19 protein-coding genes and 1 pseudogene are annotated in these 19,464 nt (G+C 62.1%); 11 read left to right on the top strand and 9 right to left on the bottom strand.

All coding sequences use genetic code 11. The features are described from left to right. Nucleotides 1–102 precede the first annotated feature (102 nt). The 11 genes and pseudogenes from ubiE (at nt 103) to K3819_RS29605 (ending at nt 8,179) form a co-directional block, all read left to right on the top strand. Nucleotides 103–873 (top strand): bifunctional demethylmenaquinone methyltransferase/2-methoxy-6-polyprenyl-1,4-benzoquinol methylase UbiE, encoded by a 771-nt coding sequence (ubiE, locus tag K3819_RS01890; RefSeq protein WP_221398525.1) that lies wholly within the window; start codon nt 103–105, stop codon nt 871–873. Beyond that, a complete protein-coding gene (locus K3819_RS01885; RefSeq protein ID WP_221398524.1) occupies nt 873–1,496 on the top strand; it encodes an SCP2 domain-containing protein in 624 nt (207 codons plus the stop codon). The genes ubiE and K3819_RS01885 overlap by 1 nt, the downstream gene beginning before the upstream one ends. Beyond that, nucleotides 1,493–3,097 (top strand): ubiquinone biosynthesis regulatory protein kinase UbiB, encoded by a 1,605-nt coding sequence (ubiB, locus tag K3819_RS01880; protein ID WP_221398523.1) that lies wholly within the window; start codon nt 1,493–1,495, stop codon nt 3,095–3,097. The genes K3819_RS01885 and ubiB overlap by 4 nt, the downstream gene beginning before the upstream one ends. A gap of 80 nt (nt 3,098–3,177) precedes the next feature. Next, entirely contained in the window at nt 3,178–3,579 is a 402-nt protein-coding gene (hisI, locus tag K3819_RS01875; RefSeq protein WP_007909357.1) for a phosphoribosyl-AMP cyclohydrolase, read from the top strand. Beyond that, complete coding sequence (locus K3819_RS01870) at nt 3,572–3,904, top strand: phosphoribosyl-ATP diphosphatase (RefSeq protein WP_007952422.1); 333 nt, start codon at nt 3,572–3,574, stop codon at nt 3,902–3,904. Before hisI ends, K3819_RS01870 begins: the two co-directional genes overlap by 8 nt. A 25-nt stretch (nt 3,905–3,929) precedes the next feature. Next, on the top strand, nt 3,930–4,208 hold the full coding sequence (locus tag K3819_RS01865) for a twin-arginine translocase TatA/TatE family subunit (RefSeq protein ID WP_007952423.1): 279 nt from the start codon (nt 3,930–3,932) through the stop codon (nt 4,206–4,208). A 10-nt stretch (nt 4,209–4,218) separates the two neighbouring features. Beyond that, nucleotides 4,219–4,683, top strand: a complete 465-nt coding sequence (gene tatB / locus K3819_RS01860) for a Sec-independent protein translocase protein TatB (protein ID WP_085611143.1) — start codon at nt 4,219–4,221, stop codon at nt 4,681–4,683. Then, nucleotides 4,680–5,468, top strand: coding sequence for a twin-arginine translocase subunit TatC (gene tatC / locus K3819_RS01855; protein WP_085611144.1), 789 nt, complete (start codon nt 4,680–4,682; stop codon nt 5,466–5,468). The genes tatB and tatC overlap by 4 nt, the downstream gene beginning before the upstream one ends. Continuing rightward, complete coding sequence (locus K3819_RS01850; protein WP_085611145.1) at nt 5,465–6,172, top strand: 16S rRNA (uracil(1498)-N(3))-methyltransferase; 708 nt, start codon at nt 5,465–5,467, stop codon at nt 6,170–6,172. Before tatC ends, K3819_RS01850 begins: the two co-directional genes overlap by 4 nt. Nucleotides 6,173–6,262: 90 nt before the next feature. Then, nucleotides 6,263–7,276 (top strand): annotated as a pseudogene (locus tag K3819_RS29610) (methyl-accepting chemotaxis protein); the annotation flags it as partial. Nucleotides 7,277–7,306: 30 nt separating this feature from the next. Next, nucleotides 7,307–8,179: a methyl-accepting chemotaxis protein gene (locus K3819_RS29605; protein WP_371807397.1), complete on the top strand. Its 873-nt coding sequence runs from the start codon at nt 7,307–7,309 to the stop codon at nt 8,177–8,179. A gap of 147 nt (nt 8,180–8,326) precedes the next feature. Here the strand turns inward: K3819_RS29605 and K3819_RS01840 are convergent, their stop codons facing one another. From K3819_RS01840 to K3819_RS01800, 9 genes are all read right to left on the bottom strand, one after another. Next, nucleotides 8,327–9,061, bottom strand: coding sequence for an amino acid ABC transporter ATP-binding protein (locus K3819_RS01840; RefSeq protein ID WP_085611147.1), 735 nt, complete (start codon nt 9,059–9,061; stop codon nt 8,327–8,329). Then, the gene (locus K3819_RS01835; RefSeq protein ID WP_007952431.1) at nt 9,054–10,013 is read right to left on the bottom strand and encodes an amino acid ABC transporter permease; all 960 of its coding nucleotides are present in this window, start codon (nt 10,011–10,013) and stop codon (nt 9,054–9,056) included. Before K3819_RS01835 ends, K3819_RS01840 begins: the two co-directional genes overlap by 8 nt. Before the next feature lie 140 nt (nt 10,014–10,153). Next, a complete protein-coding gene (locus tag K3819_RS01830; RefSeq protein WP_039772466.1) occupies nt 10,154–10,951 on the bottom strand; it encodes a transporter substrate-binding domain-containing protein in 798 nt (265 codons plus the stop codon). A gap of 246 nt (nt 10,952–11,197) precedes the next feature. Continuing rightward, complete coding sequence (mdoH, locus tag K3819_RS01825; protein WP_064592875.1) at nt 11,198–13,768, bottom strand: glucans biosynthesis glucosyltransferase MdoH; 2,571 nt, start codon at nt 13,766–13,768, stop codon at nt 11,198–11,200. Beyond that, entirely contained in the window at nt 13,761–15,575 is a 1,815-nt protein-coding gene (locus K3819_RS01820; protein WP_085611241.1) for a glucan biosynthesis protein G, read from the bottom strand. Before K3819_RS01820 ends, mdoH begins: the two co-directional genes overlap by 8 nt. A 321-nt stretch (nt 15,576–15,896) precedes the next feature. Then, nucleotides 15,897–16,334 (bottom strand): D-aminoacyl-tRNA deacylase, encoded by a 438-nt coding sequence (dtd, locus tag K3819_RS01815; protein ID WP_221398521.1) that lies wholly within the window; start codon nt 16,332–16,334, stop codon nt 15,897–15,899. Continuing rightward, nucleotides 16,331–17,302, bottom strand: coding sequence for a prolyl aminopeptidase (pip, locus tag K3819_RS01810; RefSeq protein ID WP_007952436.1), 972 nt, complete (start codon nt 17,300–17,302; stop codon nt 16,331–16,333). The genes dtd and pip overlap by 4 nt, the downstream gene beginning before the upstream one ends. A gap of 104 nt (nt 17,303–17,406) precedes the next feature. Then, entirely contained in the window at nt 17,407–18,324 is a 918-nt protein-coding gene (locus K3819_RS01805) for an alpha/beta hydrolase (protein ID WP_221398520.1), read from the bottom strand. Then, nucleotides 18,324–19,271 (bottom strand): choline ABC transporter substrate-binding protein, encoded by a 948-nt coding sequence (locus tag K3819_RS01800; protein ID WP_221398519.1) that lies wholly within the window; start codon nt 19,269–19,271, stop codon nt 18,324–18,326. Before K3819_RS01800 ends, K3819_RS01805 begins: the two co-directional genes overlap by 1 nt. Nucleotides 19,272–19,464: the final 193 nt, after the last annotated feature.

Raw genomic sequence — 19,464 nt, 5'->3', positions numbered from 1 at the left:
GGCAAATCGTCCCGAAGGTTGCCCATCTTACCTTTAGCCATTCCAAGACAAAGCATGGCTTGGGGATTAGAATGTCGCGCATTCTCTTTTGGTGACAGCGATATGACTGATCAGCGCAAAGGCAGCGATGCCGAACCCACCACTCACTTCGGCTTCAAAAACGTTCCGGAAAGCCAGAAAGCGGAAAAAGTCGCTGAGGTGTTCCACTCCGTGGCCGCCAAGTACGACCTGATGAACGACCTTCTGTCGGGCGGCATGCACCGTCTGTGGAAGCGTTTCGCGATCGAATTGTCTGGCGTACGCGCCGGCAACCGCGTGCTGGACATCGCCGGCGGTACGGGTGACCTGACCAGGAAATTCTCGCACCTGGTCGGCCCGACCGGTCAGGTGGTGCTGGCCGACATCAACGAATCCATGCTCAAGGTCGGTCGTGACCGCCTGCTGGACGTCGGCGTGTCGGGCAACGTCGAGTTCGTCCAGGCCGACGCTGAAAAACTGCCGTTCCCGGACAACCACTTCGACTGCGTGACCATCGCCTTCGGCCTGCGCAACGTGACGCACAAGGAAGACGCCCTGCGTTCGATGCTGCGCGTACTCAAGCCGGGCGGCCGCCTGCTGGTGCTGGAATTCTCCAAGCCGACCAACGCGCTGATGTCCAAGGCCTACGACGCCTACTCGTTCGCCTTCATGCCGCTGATGGGCAAGCTGATCACCAACGACTCGGAAAGCTATCGTTACCTGGCCGAATCGATCCGCATGCACCCGAATCAGGAAACCCTGAAGTCGATGATGGTCGACGCCGGTTTCGACCGCGTGACCTATCACAACATGACCGCAGGCATCGTCGCCCTGCACCGCGGCATCAAGCCCTGATGCTGCTGACCGGGCTGCTCGCCAGCGTCGAACTCGGCCTCAACCGTGTGCTGCGTCTCGACAGCACGGCGCTGCCGCGACTGGCGCACCTGACCGGCAAAGTGATTGCCGTGGATTGCCGCAGCCCGGCGCTGCAACTGTTCATCCTGCCGAGCGACGAAGGCCTGATGCTGGCGTCCCAGTGGGAAACCGGCGTCGACTGCATCCTGCGCGCCCCGGCTTCGAGCCTGGTGAAACTGGCCCTGAGCAAGGACAAGACGGCGGTGCTGCACGCACCGGAAGTCGAACTCGACGGCGACAGCGGCGTGCTGCTGGAACTGGCCGGCGTGCTGCAGGACCTGGAGCTGGACTGGGAGTACGAACTCTCGCGCTGGCTGGGACCTGTCGCCACGCAACTGGTCGGCGGCCACCTGCGCAGCCGCGCCCGCTGGTATCAACAAGGATTTGCCAGCCTCAACCAGAACCTCGCCGAATACCTGGCCGAAGAATCGCGCACCCTCGTCGGGCAGCGCGAAGCCGAAGCCCGTTTCAGCGAACTGGACCGGATCAAACTCGATCTGGAACGTCTCGAGGCGCGATTCGAGCGCCTTTCCCGATCCCTCGACCCAAGCGATAACGCATGAAGCTGCTCGCCGTCCGCCGTCTGTTGCGCATCCAGCGCGTCGTGATCCGCTACCGCCTCGATGACCTGCTGTTCGACCTGCCTTTGCCGTGGTTCCTGCTGGCGCTGCGCTATGTCCTGCCTTGGCGCTGGTTCCCGCGCAAGCCGCTGGACCTGAGCCGTGGCGCACGCCTGCGCCTGGCGTTGCAGGACCTGGGGCCGATCTTCATCAAGTTCGGGCAGATCCTTTCGACCCGCCGCGACCTGCTGCCGGAAGACATCGCCGATGAGCTGATGCGGTTGCAGGACCGCGTGCCGCCGTTCGATTCGCAGCTGTCGGTCAAATTGATCGAAGAGCAACTGGGCAAGAAGATCAGCGAAGTGTTCAGCCGCTTCGACGTCGAACCGCTGGCCTCGGCCTCGGTGGCGCAGGTGCACGCCGCGCAACTGAAGACCGGTGAAGAAGTGGTGGTCAAGGTGATCCGCCCGGGCCTGATACCGATCATCGCTCAGGATCTGGCGTGGCTGTTCATCCTCGCCCGCGCCGCCGAAAAAGTCTCCGCCGACGCCCGTCTGCTGCACCCGGTGGACGTGGTCAGCGACTACGAAAAAACCATCTACGACGAACTCGACCTGTTGCGCGAGGCGGCCAACGCCAGCCAGTTGAAGCGCAACTTCGAAGGCTCGCCGCTGTTGTATGTACCACAAGTCTATTGGGACTGGTGCCGGCCGAAAGTGCTGGTGATGGAGCGCATCTACGGGATTCAGGTGACGGATCTGGCGACCCTCGCCGACCAGCGCACCGACATGAAGCTGCTCGCCGAACGCGGCGTGGAGATCTTCTTCACCCAGGTGTTTCGCGACAGTTTCTTCCACGCCGACATGCACCCGGGCAACATCTTCGTCAGCACCGTCAACCCGTGGAGCCCGCAGTACATCGCGATCGACTGCGGCATCGTCGGCAGCCTGACCCCGGAAGACCAGGATTATCTGGCGCGCAACCTGTTCGCCTTCTTCAAGCGCGACTACCGCCGCGTGGCGCAATTGCACATCGATTCGGGCTGGGTGCCGGCGGAAACCAAATTGAATGAATTCGAAGCGGCGATCCGTACCGTGTGCGAGCCGATCTTCGAAAAACCATTAAAAGATATTTCATTTGGCCAGGTGCTGATGCGCCTGTTCCAGACCGCGCGCCGCTTCAACATGGAAGTGCAGCCGCAACTCGTATTGCTGCAAAAGACCCTGCTGAACATCGAAGGCCTGGGCCGTCAGCTGTACCCGGATCTGGATCTGTGGAACACCGCGCAGCCGTTCCTCGAACGCTGGATGCGCGAGCGCGTCAGCCCGAAAGCCTTGCTCGGCAACGTCCAGAGCCAGTTCGAACAACTGCCGCACCTGGCCAACATGGCCCGCGATCTGCTCGAACGCATGTCCCAGCCCCACGCCAACGACCCGCCGCCACCGTGGAAAAAACGCAAGGACGACTGGTTCCTGCGCCTGCTCGGCAGCGCCCATCTGGCGGGTGGTACGATCCTCGCCGCCGGGGGCCCGATGCACGAACTGGGGCATTGGCCCGCCGGGATCATGGTGGCAGTCGGCTTGTATCTGGTCGTTCGCCGATAGCCAGTTCCGTGATCGGCTGGCACACTGTTTCAACGCCTGAACCCGACTATTGAAGTGTGGGTTCGCTGTCGGAGTCGAAGATGAAAAACTGGCTGGACGAGATCAAGTGGGACGCCGATGGCCTGGTGCCGGCGATTGCCCAGGATCACAAGACCGGACGCGTATTGATGATGGCCTGGATGAACCGCGAAGCCCTGGAGCTGACCGCGGCGGAAAACCGTGCCATCTATTGGTCACGTTCCCGTGGCAAGCTGTGGCGCAAGGGCGAAGAGTCCGGCCACGTACAGACGCTGCATGAAATGCGTCTGGACTGCGACGCCGACGTCATCATCCTGATGGTCGAACAGATCGGCGACATCGCTTGCCATACCGGCCGTCAAAGCTGCTTCTACCGCGTCTTCGAAAACGGCGACTGGAAAACGGTCGACCCGGTCCTGAAAGACCCGCACGCTATTTACTCCGCAGGACACAAACATGAGTGACACCCTGACCCGCCTCGCTCAGGTGCTGGAAGAGCGCAAGGGCGCTGCTGCCGACAGTTCGTATGTGGCTAGTCTGTATCACAAGGGCTTGAACAAGATTCTGGAAAAGGTCGGCGAAGAATCGGTCGAAACGATCATTGCCGCCAAGGACGCCGCCGTCAGCGGCGACTGCAGCGACGTGATCTACGAGACCGCCGACCTGTGGTTCCACAGCATGGTCATGCTTGCCCAGCTGGGGCAGCATCCGCAGGCGGTGCTGGATGAACTGGATCGCCGTTTCGGCCTGTCCGGACACGTCGAGAAAGCCTCGCGCCCGTCCGCCTGAACAACTTCAAAAGAGGAACAGCAACATGGGCATTTTTGACTGGAAACACTGGATCGTCATCCTGGTGGTCGTGGTACTGGTGTTCGGTACCAAGAAACTGAAGAACCTCGGCACCGACGTTGGCGAGTCGATCAAGGGCTTCCGTAAAGCCATGAACGACGACGAAAAACCGGCCGATCCGACCGTCACGCCTGCGCAACCGGTACCGCCGGTACAGCCGCAAGCCACCGCTCAGGCCAACCCGCCGCACACCATCGACGTGCAGGCGCAGAAAGTCGAAGAGCCGATCCGCAAAGACGTGTGAGCACTGACTAATGTTTGGTATCAGCTTCTCTGAACTGCTGCTCGTCGGCCTCGTCGCCCTGCTGGTGCTGGGCCCCGAGCGTCTGCCGGGCGCTGCACGCACCGCCGGCCTGTGGGTCGGACGGCTGAAGCGCAGCTTCAACGCGATCAAACAGGAAGTTGAGCGTGAAATCGGTGCCGACGAAATCCGTCGGCAACTGCACAACGAGCACATCCTGTCGCTGGAACAGGAGGCGCGGAAGATTTTCACGCCGGTTCAGCAGGAGCCGACGCCGGTACAGCCGGTGGCAGATCAGACGCCAGTGCCTCCGGTTGTGGAACAAACAATTCATGCGCCGACGGCGAGCGTCGAGCACGTCTCTGCCGCAGCCGCTGAAACTGCGCCGATCATGAAGCCTGTCGAACCCATTGCTCCAGCTGCCGCGCCAACAACGCCGGCCCCTCACGACCCAACATTGCCGCCGCGAGCCCCATGAGCGATCTCCCCGAAAACGACCAGCACATGCCGCTGGTTTCGCACCTCACCGAGTTGCGCACCCGCCTGCTGCGTTGCGTGGCGGCGATCTTCATCATCTTCGCCGGGCTGTTTGCCTTTACCCAGCAGATCTACACCTTCGTTTCGACGCCGCTGCGCGAATACCTGCCGGTGGGCGCGACGATGATTGCCACCGACGTGTCGTCGCCGTTCCTGACGCCGTTGAAGCTGACGATGATGGTCTCGCTGTTCCTGGCGATCCCGGTGATCCTGCATCAGATCTGGGGCTTCATCGCACCGGGCCTGTACAAGCACGAGAAGCGTGTCGCAGTGCCGTTGCTGATCTCCAGCATCCTGCTGTTCTACACCGGCATGGCGTTCGCCTACTTCTTCGTGTTCCCGCTGATCTTCAAGTTCTTCGCCTCGGCCACCCCGGCCGGTGTGGAAATGATGACCGACATCACCAGTTACCTCGATTTCGTCATGACGCTGTTCTTCGCCTTCGGCGTGGCGTTCGAAATCCCGGTGGCCGTGGTGCTGCTGGTGTGGATCGGCGTGGTCGACGTCAAATACCTGAAGAAGATCCGTCCGTACGTGATCATCGGCTGCTTCGTGGTCGGCATGATCCTGACCCCGCCGGACATCTTCTCCCAGACCCTGCTGGCCGTGCCGATGTGGATGCTGTTCGAAGTCGGCATCCTGTTCGGCAGTCTGGTCAGCAAGCGCGAACGCCCGGAAGAAACCGCCGACGATCACAACGACCAGCCGCCAGCGACTCAGCCATGAACCTGCTGCTGCTCGAAGAGGCCGACTTCATTGCGGCCGACCGCGTCGTGCTGCGTGATCGGCGCCTGACCCACATGCAGGAAGTCCACCGCTCGGAAGTCGGCGACAGCCTGCGGGTCGGGCGCACTGGCGGGCTGATGGGCTCGGCCGAGCTTTTGCGCCTTGACGCGGGCGAAGCCGAGCTGCGGGTCACCCTCGATCAACCGCCGCCGGCCAAACTGCCGCTGACCCTGGTACTCGCCCTGCCCCGCCCGAAGATGCTGCGCCGGGTGTTCCAGACCGTGGCGACCATGGGCGTGTCGAAGGTGATTCTGGTCAACAGCTACCGGGTCGAGAAAAGCTTCTGGCAAACGCCGTTCCTGGAGCCGGAAGCGATTCGCGAACAACTGATCCTCGGCCTCGAACAGGCTCGGGATACGGTGTTGCCGGAGATCATCATCGAGAAGCGCTTCAAGCCGTTCGTCGAAGATCGCCTGCCGGCCATCACCGACGGCACCCTCGGTCTGGTCGGTCATCCGGGCAACTTCCCGCCCTGCCCCCGCGCCCTCAGCGAACCGGTAACCCTGGCCATCGGCCCCGAGGGTGGCTGGATTCCCTACGAAATCGATCTGTTGGCCAAGGCCGGGCTGCAACCGGTGCAACTGGGCGAGCGAATCCTGCGGGTCGAAACCGCAGTCACCGCGCTGCTCGCCCGGCTGTTCTGAAGTCTCTCCGGACAAAAGGCGTTACAGATTGCCATCATGCGGCCGATACCCTCCCCATAAGTCCAATTAGTGGTCCGAGGGAGTCGTCGCATGTACCGTTGGTTAGCCGAGAGTCTTGGAAACGTCAGCGTCAAACGTAAGCTTGGAATCGGTTTCGGCCTGGTGCTGCTGCTGACCCTGTTGATCACCTTCACCGGCTGGACCGGAATGAGCGGGATCATCAGCCGGGGCGACAAGCTCGGCTTCATCTCCAGCCTCAACGAGCTGACCAAGGACCTGCGTCTGGCGCGTCTGGACTATGAAGCCCGCCGTGGCGAACAGGGCCCCGGCGCGGTCAACGACCTGCTCGGCAAACTCGACGCCGGCCTGCAAAGCGCCCGCGGCATGATCGAGCAACCGTCCGACGTGGCCATGATCGATCAGCAACTGGCGGCGGTTGCCGAGTACAAACGCGCCTTTGGCGACATGACCCAGGCCACCGTGCAGCGTGAAGACGCTCGCAGCAAACTCGGCGCCAGCGCCGATAACGCGGTGGCCAAGGTCAGCGAAGTCGAGAAATCCCTGCTGCAAGGCGACAGCGTCGCGCAATTCAACAGCGTGATCGAGCTGAGCAAACTGCTGCAGCAGGCGCGCTATCAGGTGCGCGGCTACACCTACAGCGGCAAGGCCGAAGCCGAACAACCGGCGCTGGATGCCATCGCCGCCGCCCTGAACAATCTGGAAAGCCTGCCGAGCAAACTGCCCGAGCAACACATTGCCAACCTGCAGCAGGCCACCGAATCGCTGAAGGCTTACCGCGCCGCCGTCAGCCAGTTCCGCGACTCCCAGGTGAACAACGCCAAGGCGCTGGCTCGCATGTCGGCCCAGGGCGACATCCTGCTCGACGTCAGCAAGAAACTCACCGAATCCCAGACCATCGTCCGCGACACCGATGCCGCGCACGCCAAAAACATGCTGATGATCGCCACCCTGCTGGCCCTGGCCTTCGGTCTGCTCGCGGCCTGGGCGATCACCCGGCAGATCATCATTCCGCTGGAGCAGACCCTGAAAGTCGCCGAACGCGTGGCCGCCGGTGACCTGACCCACAATCTGGTGTCCCTGCGCCGTGACGAACTCGGTCAATTGCAGCGCTCGATGCAGAGCATGACCCAAGGCCTGCGCGAATTGATCGGCGGCATCAGCGACGGCGTGACCCAGATCGCCAGCGCCGCCGAAGAGTTGTCCGCGGTGACCGAGCAGACCAGCGCCGGGGTCAACAATCAGAAAGTCGAAACCGACCAGGTCGCCACCGCCATGAACGAAATGGCCGCCACCGTGCAGGAAGTCGCGCGTAACGCCGAGGAAGCTTCGGAAGCAGCGGTCGCCGCCGACCAGCAGGCCCGTGAAGGTGACAAGGTGGTTGGCGAGGCCATCGCCCAGATCGAACGTCTGGCCGCCGAAGTCGGCCATTCCACCGAGGCCATGGGCGAGCTCAAGCGCGAAAGCGACAAGATCGGCAGCGTGCTCGACGTGATCAAGTCCGTGGCCCAGCAAACCAACCTGCTGGCTCTCAACGCCGCCATCGAAGCCGCCCGTGCCGGTGAAGCCGGTCGCGGCTTTGCGGTGGTTGCCGACGAAGTCCGCAGCCTGGCCCAGCGCACTCAGAAGTCCACCGAAGAGATCGAAGAGCTGATCGTCGGCCTGCAGAACGGCACCCAGCAAGTGGCGACGATCATGGACAACAGCCGCACCTTGACCGACAGCAGTGTCGAGCTGACCCGGCGTGCCGGTGGCTCGCTGGAGAGCATCACTCGCACCGTTTCGGCGATTCAGGCGATGAACCAGCAGATCGCCGCAGCGGCCGAGCAACAGAGCGCCGTGGCTGAAGAGATCAACCGCAGCGTGCTGAACGTGCGGGATGTCTCGGACCAGACCTCGGCGGCCAGTGAAGAGACGGCGGCCTCCAGCGTCGAACTGGCGCGTTTGGGCACTCACCTGCAAACGCTGGTGGGCCGGTTCAAGGTTTGAAGTGATTCATTGGCCTCGGTTCACTGTGAACCGAGGTGAGGCCATTCGCGAGCAGGCTCGCTCCCACAGTCGACCGAGTTGTCCGAGCGGACGCGGTCCAATGTGGGAGCGAGCCTGCTCGCGAAGGCGTCCCGGGAGACGCCGCAGTTACAGGACTTGCCGCAGGAACGCCTGAGCCCGTGGATCCTTCGGCGCATCAAAGAACGCCGCCGGCGACGCATCTTCCAGCAACTTACCGTGATCGAAGAACAACACCCGATCCGCCACTTCCCGGGCGAAGCCCATTTCGTGGGTGACGCAGACCATGGTCATGCCTTCCACGGCCAGGTTCTTCATCACATCCAGCACTTCGCCGACCATTTCCGGGTCGAGCGCCGAGGTCGGCTCGTCGAACAGCATGACCTTGGGGTCCATCGCCAGCGCCCGAGCAATCGCCACGCGCTGCTGCTGACCGCCGGACAGGCGCGACGGATATTCGCGGGCCTTCTGGGCGATGCCGACCTTCTCCAGCAATGCCAAAGCCTTGGCCTCGCTTTCCTTCTGGCCGCGCTTGCGTACGACTTTCTGTGCCAGGCACAGGTTTTCCAGCACGGTCATGTGCGGGAACAGATTGAAATGCTGGAACACCATGCCGACTTCGCGGCGGTAGGCGTTGACGTCGGTTTTCGGGTCAGCCAGTTGCAGGCCGTCGATGCTCACCGAACCCGAATCGAATTCTTCCAGACCATTGAGGCAACGCAGGAAGGTCGACTTGCCGGAACCGGACGGGCCGATCACTACCAGCACTTCGCCCTTGGCCACGGACGTGCTGACGTTATCCACCGCGCGCACCACTTGCCCACGGGTGTCGAAGACTTTTACCAGATCGCGGACTTCAATCACTTTGCGCGAGCCTCCGCTCAAGCCGGCTGGCGATTTTCGACAGCGGCAGGTTGATCAACAGGTACAGGCCGGCGACGCAGAACAGGATCTCGAACGGCGAGAACGACGTGGTGATGACTTCCCGGCCGCTTTTCAGCAACTCGGTGATGGCGATCACCGACACCAGCGAAGTGTCTTTGACCAGACTGATGAACTGCCCGGCCAGCGGCGGCAGCACGCGTTTGAACGCCTGCGGCAACACCACATGACGCATCGACTGGCCGGCACTCAGACCCAGCGAACGCGCCGCTTCGTTCTGGCCGCGGGCAATCGACTGCACACCGGAACGGATGATTTCCGCCACGTAGGCGCCGGTGAACAGCGACAGCGCGGCAATCCCGGCGAACTCCCGGGACAGGTTCATCACCGTGCCGATGAAGAAATAGAAAATGAAGATCTGCACCAGCAGCGGCGTGCCGCGCACCAGTTCGACATAGATCGTCGACAGGTCGCGCAGGGTCGGGTTGCTCGACAGCCGGCACAGCCCGGTGGCCAGACCGATCAGCAGACCCAGCACGCCGGACACCACCGACAGCCAAAGCGTGGTCCACAGCCCCCACAACAGCGGACCCGCCGCCCAATGCCGCGTCACGCCCACGACGTCGCCTTCGGCCACATCGTCGCCCTGAGCGAATTGCAGGCTGTTTTCGTCGACGGTCAGGTGCTGCTCGTCACCGGCATCGTTGCGCAGGGTGACCTGCGCGCTGCCGCCCTTGCGCACCAGTTCGCTGACGGTGGAAATGTCGGTCGCGCGCTGGGTTTCCTCGGCCTGATAGGCGAAGTACTGCGGCACACGGTTCCAGCGCCATTCGTAGGACATCAGCGACGTGGCGTAATACAGCGCGCCGGCCAGGCCGACCAGCACCAGCACGGTCAGAACGTGCCAGGGCCATTGGGCTTTTTTCTGTTTCATTACAGGTTCCGGATTCTGTGTTGCTCTGGAGGCCCTCTTCGCGAGCAAGCCCGCTCCCACAGTGGATTTGTGGTGTTCACACAATCTCTGTGGGAGCGGGCTTGCTCGCGAATGGGGCGACTCGGTCTATCTGACCGGGCTTATTCCATGTCCTTGAGCCACTCGGTGCTCTTGAACCACTTGTCATGGATGCGATCGTAGGTGCCGTCTTCGTGGATCTGGTGCAGGAAGTTGTTGATGAAGTTGATGCTGTCGTAGTCACCCTTCTTCAGACCGAAGGCCAGTGGCTCGTAGGTAAACGGCTTGTCGAGGAACACCAGTTTGCCGGCGCCGACCTTGTTCACCGCGACCACGTTGTACGGCGCGTCGTAGATGAAGGCGTCAGCCTTGCCGTTGACCACATCGAGCACGGCTTCCTGCTCGTTGTCATAGCCGTGGTACTTGGCTTTGGAGATCAGCTTCTTGGCGACCATCTCGCCGGTGGTGCCGAGCTTGGAGGTGATGCGGTAGTCGGCGGTGTTCAGGTCTTTATAGGACTTGATGGTGCCTTCCAGCTCCTTGCGGATCAGCAGGGTCTGGCCGACCACGATGAACGGTTCGCTGAAGTTCAGGCGCAGGTTGCGTTCCTGGGTCAGGGTCATGCCGCTGCCGATCATGTCGAACTTGTCGGTCATCAACGCCGGGATGATCCCGTCGTAACCGGTGGAGACCAGCTCCAGTTTGACGCCCATGGCCTTGGTCATGGCTTTGAGGATGTCGACTTCGAAACCGATGATTTCGCCGCGCTTGTTGGTCATTTCGAACGGCATGTAGGTCGGATCCATGCCGACCTTCAACGAGCCACGCTTGACCGCGTCGTCGATTGCGCCGGCCTGCGCCGCATTGACTGCAACCAGTGCCGTGACGCCGACCAGCAGCATCGACAGATACTTCTTCATCTTCAAGTCCCCAAAACATTGCGTTTGCGGCGCGAAAACCGACAGAAATGGACAAGATTGTCCGGGTGCGCCAATTCGGGGACGGATGCTAACGCACTCGTCCGTTTGCACAAGGTTTTTTGATCGGTTGGTGCCGGATGGGACGCAGAGCGTCCCGGGCTGCATTCCCACGCAGAGCGTGGGAACGAGTGATCCGAGACGGTAATCGGCAGGCAAAAAAAACCCCGCTTTCGCGGGGTTTCTTCATCAGGCCGGTTGCGCCTGCAAGCTCACCGGCTTGAGCGGCAGCAGCGGCGCATGGGGATCGGCTTTCACCGAGGCCCGCCATGCGTCCAGCCACTCGGCGTGACCTTCGGCCCACACCTGCTCGTGCAGACGGGCCAGGGCCACCGGATCGCTCAGCAATTGCAGGCGATCATGGTTGTTCAGCCCGGCCGGGCCGACCTTGATCGCGTGACGCACACGTTCCTGGCGCAGCCATTCGATCGGCTCGGCCTGACCGTGACGCGAGGTCGCCAGCGAGCACGCCAGGGCGTTCTGCTGTGGATCGACCACCGCGCGGATGAAGCCGTCATTCAGTGCGTGCCAGCGGTTTTCGTGGGTGTACTGATCGGTGGCCAGCAGCGCCTGTGGCGGATTGTATTCCTCGGGGATGAGGAACAGGCTCTCGTCACGAGACTTGAGGCCCAGACCGACGCGGCTGGAAATCACCGACACCGGAATCGACAGCATCAGCGAACCGACGATCGGCACCAGCCACCACAGGAAGCTCGGGTTCAGCCAGATCACCAGCAGCGCCCAGAAGAAGCCCAGCAGGGTCTGCGGACCGTGACGCTTGACCGCTTCGCTCCACGGCGTGGAGTCGTCGTCACGCTGCGGCGAGTTCCAGGTCGCGGCCCAGCCGAGGAACGCGGCCAGAACGAAACGGGTGTGGAAAATCATCCGCACCGGCGCCAGCAGCATGGAGAACAGCATCTCCAGCAGCATCGACACGGTCACCTTGAACTTGCCGCCGAACTCTTTCGCGCCCTTGGCCCAGATCAGGATGATGCTCAACAGCTTCGGCAGGAACAGCAGCACGATGGTCGTCGAGAACAGCGCGATCGCCTTGTCCGGGTGCCATTGCGGCCACAGCGGATAGAGCTGACGCGGTTCGAGGAAGTACTGCGGCTCCATCAGCGTGTTCACCGCCAGCAGCGCGGTCGATAGCACCAGGAAGAAGAACCACAGCGGCGCCGACAGGTAAGACATCACGCCGGTCAGGAACACCGCGCGGTGCACCGGGTGCATGCCTTTGACCAGGAACAGACGGAAGTTCATCAGGTTGCCGTGGCACCAGCGACGGTCACGCTTGAGTTCGTCGAGCAGGTTCGGCGGCAGTTCTTCGTAGCTGCCCGGCAGATCGTAGGCAATCCACACGCCCCAGCCGGCACGGCGCATCAGCGCAGCTTCAACGAAGTCGTGAGAGAGAATCGCACCGGAGAACGCACCCTTGCCCGGCAACGGCGCCAGGGCGCAGTGGTCGATGAACGGCTTCATGCGGATGATCGCGTTGTGACCCCAGTAGTGGGATTCACCCAGCTGCCAGAAGTGCAGGCCGGCGGTGAACAGCGGACCGTACACGCGAGTGGCGAACTGCTGCATGCGCGCATACAGCGTGTCCATGCCCGAAGCGCGCGGCGCGGTCTGGATGATGCCGGCGTCCGGCGTGGCCTCCATCAGGCGCACCAGACTGGTCAGGCACTCGCCGCTCATGACCGAGTCGGCGTCGAGTACGACCATGTACTTGTAGTCACCGCCCCAGCGACGGCAGAAGTCGTCGAGGTTGCCGCTCTTGCGTTTGACGCGACGGCGACGGCGGCGATAGAAGATCTTGCCGAAACCCTTGGCTTCGCGGCAGACGTCCAGCCAGGCCTGCTGCTCGGCCACGCAGATGTCGGTGTCGTTACTGTCGCTGAGGACGAAGAAGTCAAAACGGTCCAGGTCACCGGTAGCGGCGACCGACTCGAACGTCGCGCGCAGACCGGCGAACACCCGAGGCACGTCTTCGTTGCAGATCGGCATCACCAGTGCGGTGCGCGCGTCTTTCGGAATCGGCTCGTTGCCGGCACTTTTACCGGAGATCCGGTATTTATCGTGGCCGGTGAGCAATTCGAGGAAGCCCATCAGCGCGGTCCAGAAACCGGCCGACACCCAGCAGAACAGAATCCCGAACATGATCAGAATGCTGGTTTGCAGCGCATACGGCAGCACTTGCGTGGCGGTTTGCAGCAGCGGTTGATGCAGGACTTCTTCCAGATCGACGAACGACCAGCCCTGGTACGGCATGATGCCTTTCATGTACCAGCCGGCGACGATGGTCTGACCCAGCATCAGCACCAGCAGAATGTAGCGACGGATCGAACCGACCGTACGCCAGCGCGCCGCCGGCAGCACGTTGGCGTCCTTCGGCGGTTGCGGCGGGTTGGTCCGGCCGGTCAGGCGACGCCAGCCACGCACCAGAATGTTGGTGCGCCACGGCTCCGGCACGACCTTGGTCCGACGGATCGGCGGCGTGGCCTTCATGCTGACCCGGCCGCTGGCGTCGAGCACCAGCATTTCCGCGTCTTGCAGCTCTTCGGCGGTGCTCAGGATCAGGCGCTTGCCCACCGAAGCCTGGGCGGCTTCGGTCGGTGCGTCAAAGGTCTTGGACGACAGGCGTTCATGCAATTCGCTGAAGGACTGGCAGCCCGCGAGTTCCGCGCGCTGCTCGTCGGTCATCGGCAGATGCGCCAGGTACTCGGACAGAGTCTCTGGCTGTACTTGAGAGTTACTCATCGGCAGGCAACTGATAGCTCCAGGTCTCGGTCAGGACTTCTTCAGTCGGTGCCGATTCCGGTGTGGCTGGGGCCGCGTCCGCAGCGGCTGGCTGCTTGGCGTCTTTGTTGGCCTTGTCCTTGGCATCTGCAACCGGCTTGGCGTCGGCCTGTTTGGCCTCGGCGGCCTTGGCTTCCTTGTCGGCTTTCTCTTGTTGCTTGGCGGCAACCTTGTCGGCCTTGGCTACCGACGAATTGGACGTCGGTACCGAAGACTTGGCCAGATCAGCGGTGACCACTGGCTGCACCAGGGCTGCGCGCATCTCGGTGGACTTGCTCGCGTCCTTGATCTTCATCCGCAGGGTCAGGCGCCAGCCCTTGGTTTCCGGGTTGTAGCGCACGCTGTTTTCGACCAGCTCGGCGTTGTCGCCGACGCTGACCTGGCTGCGAACGTCCGCATCCGGGGCCAAAGCGGCCAAGGACGGGCCTTCGAAATCGACCAGGTAGGCAACGCTGCCATCCGGCTGACGGATCAGGTTCGATTGCTTGACGTCACCGGTCGAACGCAGGGTCTGGTTGACCCAGGCGCTGTCCGGGGCGTGCAGCGCGGCTTCGTCGATGGTCCAGTGCATGCGGTAGGCGAAGTCCAGCGGCTGGCCAGGCTCCGGCAGTTTTTCCGGGTTCCAGAACGCAACGATGTTGTCGTTGGTTTCGTCCGCAGTCGGGATCTCGACCAGATCAACGGTGCCCTTGCCCCAGTCGCCCTTCGGCTCGATCCAGGCGCTTGGGCGCTTGTCGTAGCGGTCGTCGAGGTCTTCGTAGTGGCTGAAGTCACGGCCACGTTGCAGCAGACCGAAACCACGCGGGTTCTCGACGCTGAACTGGCTGACAGCCAAGTGTTTCGGGTTGTTCAGCGGACGCCAGATCCACTCGCCGTTGCCGGCATGGATCGACAGACCGCTGGAGTCGTGCAGTTCACGACGGTAGTTGAGCACCTTCGACGGCTGGTTGGCGCCGAACAGGAACATGCTGGTCAGCGGCGCGATGCCGAGCTTGCCAACCTTGTCACGCAGGTACATCTGGCCCTTCACGTCGACAATGGTGTCGCTGCCCGGACGCAGGATCAGACGGTAGGCGCCGGTCGCACGAGGCGAATCCAGCAGGGCGAAGATCACCAGGTGCTTGTCGCCCGGCTTCGGCTGCTGAATCCAGAACTCGCGAAAACGCGGGAATTCTTCGCCGGACGGCAGAGCGGTATCGATCGCCAGGCCACGGGCCGACAGACCGTAGGTGTGACCCTTGCCGACGACGCGGAAGTAGCTCGCGCCCAGCATGGTCATGATTTCGTCTTGCTTGTCCGCCTTGTTGATCGGGTACAGCACACGGAAACCGGCGTAGCCCAGTTGTTCGGTGGCCTTCGGATCGAACTGCAGGTCGCCGAAATCGAAACGGCTCGGATCGTATTTGATCTCTTCGACGGTGTTAGCGGTGATTTCGTTGATTTTCACCGGCGTATCGAAGTGCATGCCCTGGTGATAGAAGGACAGCTTGAACGGGGTCTTCTGGTCGGCCCATTCGGCTTTTTCGGTGCGGAAACGAATCTTCTGATAGTCCGCGAATTTCATTTCACGGAATTCGTTCGGCAGGTTGCTGCGCGGGGCTTCGAACTTCTGCCCGGCCAGCTCTTTGGCCTTGGCCGACACATCGTCAAGATTGAATGCCCAAAGCTGGCCGGCGCTGAGCAGGCAGAGTACTGCCGAGCCCGCTACCAGAGCGCTGCGCAAGCGTTTGGCAGACAATTTTGCTGCATTACAGGGACTAACAATCACGAGCAACCCTCGCCGAAAACAGATCAATAAACCAACGGCCAGATGAAGTGCCTGTGAGGGATTCGGTACAAAAAAACCGACCTTGCAGGACACCCTTGCCAAGTTGGCGAGCATTGTTCCGACTCCGCTGGGTCAAAATGATTCCCCAATCGGATCCGGACAAGTCTCTACCTAAGTCAAAATGGACCAACGAACGCTGATCCCCGTAGCGCGCGATTATCTAGTAGCCCGCGTGACAACGCATCAGGGGTAACAAAGTATTTATCGCGAAAATTCCCTGTTTTCAGTCGAAAAGCCCTTAAAAAGTTGTTTCAAGCACTTTCATGTCTGTAACAGGAAGGTTACCGGGCCATCGTTGACCAGGTGCACCTGCATATCCGCGCCGAATCTACCTGATGCCACTGTGCCATGCATCTGTTTCGCTTTGCTTAATAGATAGTCGAATAATTCTTCGCCCAGCGCCGGAGGGGCGGCGGTCGAGAAACTCGGGCGCAACCCGCTTTTGGTGTCGGCAGCGAGGGTGAACTGAGAGACCAGCAGCAACCCGCCGCCCACATCCGCCAGGGACAGATTCATCTTGCCCTCGGCGTCACTGAACACTCGATAGTTAAGCAGCTTATGCAGAAGTTTGTCGGCGCTGGCCGGCGAGTCGTCGGGTTCTACCGCCACCAGCACCAGCAAACCCTGATCGACACTGCCAACCACCTCGCCCGCCACTTCGACCCGCGCGCCTTTCACGCGCTGCAACAGCCCCTTCATGCTTCTTCGGGCGGCAGGTCGAGCAGACGACGGGCCATTTTGCTGGCGGCGCGCACCAATGCATCGGTGATGCCCGGTTCCGAGGCAGCGTGGCCGGCATCGCGGATCACCTGCAGCTCGCTGTTCGGCCAGGCCTGATGCAGTTCCCAGGCGTTGTCGAGCGGGCAGATCACGTCGTAGCGGCCGTGGATGATCACGCCCGGCAGATGGGCGATCTTGCCCATGTCGCGGATCAGTTGGTTTGGCTCAAGGAAGGCATTGTTGGTGAAGTAGTGGCATTCGATCCGCGCGATCGACAAGGCGCGCTGCGGCTCGGAGAAACGGTCGACCACCAGCGGATTCGGACGCAGGGTCGCGGTGCGCCCTTCCCAGGTCGACCAGGCCTTGGCTGCGTGCATCTGGGCGATCTGGTCGTTGCCGGTCAGCCGTTTGTGGAAAGCGCTGAGCAGGTCGTCGCGCTCGTCCAGCGGGATCGGCGCGAGGTAGTCCTGCCAGTAATCGGGGAACAGACGGCTGGCGCCGGCCTGGTAGAACCATTCGATTTCCTGCGGACGGCAGAGAAAGATCCCGCGCAGGATCAGGCCATGTACGCGCTCCGGATGGGTCTGCGCGTAGGCCAGCGCCAGGGTCGAACCCCAGGAGCCGCCGAACAGCACCCATTTGTCGATACCCAGGTGTTTACGAATACGCTCAAGGTCTTCGACCAGATCCCAGGTGGTGTTGTTTTCCAGACTGGCGTGGGGCGTGGAGCGACCGCAACCGCGCTGGTCGAAGGTGACAATGCGATACAGGTTCGGATCGAAGTAGCGGCGACTCTGGGCGTCGCACCCGGCGCCGGGACCGCCGTGGATGAACACCACCGGCAAACCTTCCGGCGAACCGCTTTCGTCGACGTACAGCGTATGGGTGTCATCGACGGCCAGATCGTGCCGTGCGTGAGGTTTGATCTGCGGAAACAAAGTCTGCATTGCGCGCTCCGTAAGGGGTCGAGGTCATCCCTGGGGGGACTTCTATTATTCTGCCGTCCGGCATCATAAACCCGATTTACGTCAATGAGCATGCCCGTGCGCTGTCACATTTTGTCAGCCATGAACCCCAGCAGGTTCTCAAAGAGACGATCGACCTCGGCGACCTGATGCCGCGCTCGCAGGCAGCCATGAACCAGCCCTTCGCCGTAGTACAGCGCCGCGTCGACGCCCGCCGCGTTCAGCCGTTCGGCGTAACACACGCCGTCGTCCCGCAGCGGATCGAACTGGGCCACGGCGATCCAGGCCGGGGGCAAGCCACTGAAGTCCCCGGCCAGCAACGGCATCGCATAAGCGTTCGGCTTCACGGTGCCGCGCAGGTACAGGGCGTGATAGCAATCGACATCGCTGCTGGCGAGCAACGGCGCATCGGCGCATTCGCTGCGTGACGCTAACTGCTCGTCGCCTCCCAGCCCCGGATAGATCAAGACCTGCGCACCCGGCAGCGGCTCGCCGGCATCGCGCAGCGCCAGGCACAGCGCCGCCGCCAGATTGCCCCCGGCGCTGTCGCCCGCCACCAGCATCCGTCCGGGATCGAACCAGAACGGCCCGCTGCGCAACGCGCGCCACACGCTCAGGCAATCCTCGAAACCGGCGGGGAACGGATGCTCCGGCGCCAGCCGGTAATCCACCGCCACCACCATTGCCCCGAGCGCCATGGCCAGCTCGCAACAGATGAAGTCATGGGAATCCAGCCCGCCGACCACCCAACCGCCGCCGTGCAGGTACAACACGCACGGCCAGCCACTGGCCGATGGCCGGACAGGCGGGCGATACGAACGCACCGCCACCCCGCTCAACTGGAAATCCACCACCTCCAGACCCGCCGGCCGTTCGGGCGTGAAGGCGCGGCACATGTCGTCATAGGATTTGCGCAATCCGCCGAGGCTGCTGTCCTCGCTGGCAAAGCCTTCGGTTCTGGAAACGAAGGCTGCCATTGACGGCGAGAGTGGATAAGTGCCCATCAGTTTTTCAGGCTGGCCTGAACCGTGGCCACGCCGTCCTTGCCGTCGAAACTGCTGACACCCGCCAGCCAGCGTTGCAGGTCTTCGGGATGCTCACGCAGCCAGGTCTTCGCCACTTCCTGAGGGGTCTTGCGCTCCATGATCGGCACCATCAACTGGCTTTCCTGGGCGGCGGTGAAGGTCAGGTTTTCCAGCAGTCGATGAACGTTCGGGCAGCGCTCGGCGTAATCCGGCGCGGTGACGGTGGAAACGGTGGCGGCGCCTTCGTTGGGGCCGTAGACGTCTTCACTGCCGGTCAGGTAGGTGATTTTCATGTTGATGTTCATCGGGTGCGGGGTCCAGCCGACGAACACCACGAATTCCTTGCGGCTCACCGCCCGCTGCACGGCGGCGAGCATGCCGGCCTCACCGGATTCGATGATCTTGAAATCCTTCAGGCCGAAATGATTGGTTTCGATCATCGTCTTGATCGTGGTGTTGGCGCCGCTGCCGGGCTCGATGCCGTAGATCTTGGCGCCGAGTTGATCCTTGAATTTCGCGATGTCGCCGAAGGTCTTCAGCCCTGCGGCCGCCACGTAATCCGGAACCGCCAACGTCGCCTGGGCGTCGGCCAGGCTGGGTTTGTCCATGACCTTGACCTGATTGGCGGCGAGGAATGGCGCGATGTTCTTGTCCATCGCCGGTTTCCAGTAGCCGAGGAAGATATCCAGACGCTTGTCGCGGATGCCGGCGAAGATGATTTGCTGCACCGCGCTGGTCTGCTTGCTTTCGTAGCCGAGGCCGTTGAGCAGCACGTCGGCCATGCCGCTGGTGGCGATCACATCGGTCCAGTTGACCACGCCCATGCGCACGGTTTTGCAGGAAGCATCATCGGAAGCCATGGCACCGGCGCTGAGCAGCGCACTGCCGGTCAGGATTAACGCACAACGAGTGAACAGTCTTTTCATGTGGGATCGTCTCGTGCGGCAGCGGGTTATTGTTCGGATCGGTGTCTTCTTGCACCGTTGCCGAAACATTACGCAGCAGACGAGCGGGAAAAGCGAACTGTGGCGACCGGGATTTGCACGGTGGCGACCCCGTTGGAACGCGGAACCCGTGAAAACCCAAAACCCTTGTGGGAGCGGGCTTGCTCCCACAAAG

The organism is Pseudomonas sp. 3-2 (assembly GCF_019710535.1).
In the GTDB taxonomy this organism is placed as follows: domain Bacteria; phylum Pseudomonadota; class Gammaproteobacteria; order Pseudomonadales; family Pseudomonadaceae; genus Aquipseudomonas; species Aquipseudomonas pharyngis.
This window is presented reverse-complemented; position numbering and strand designations above follow the sequence as displayed.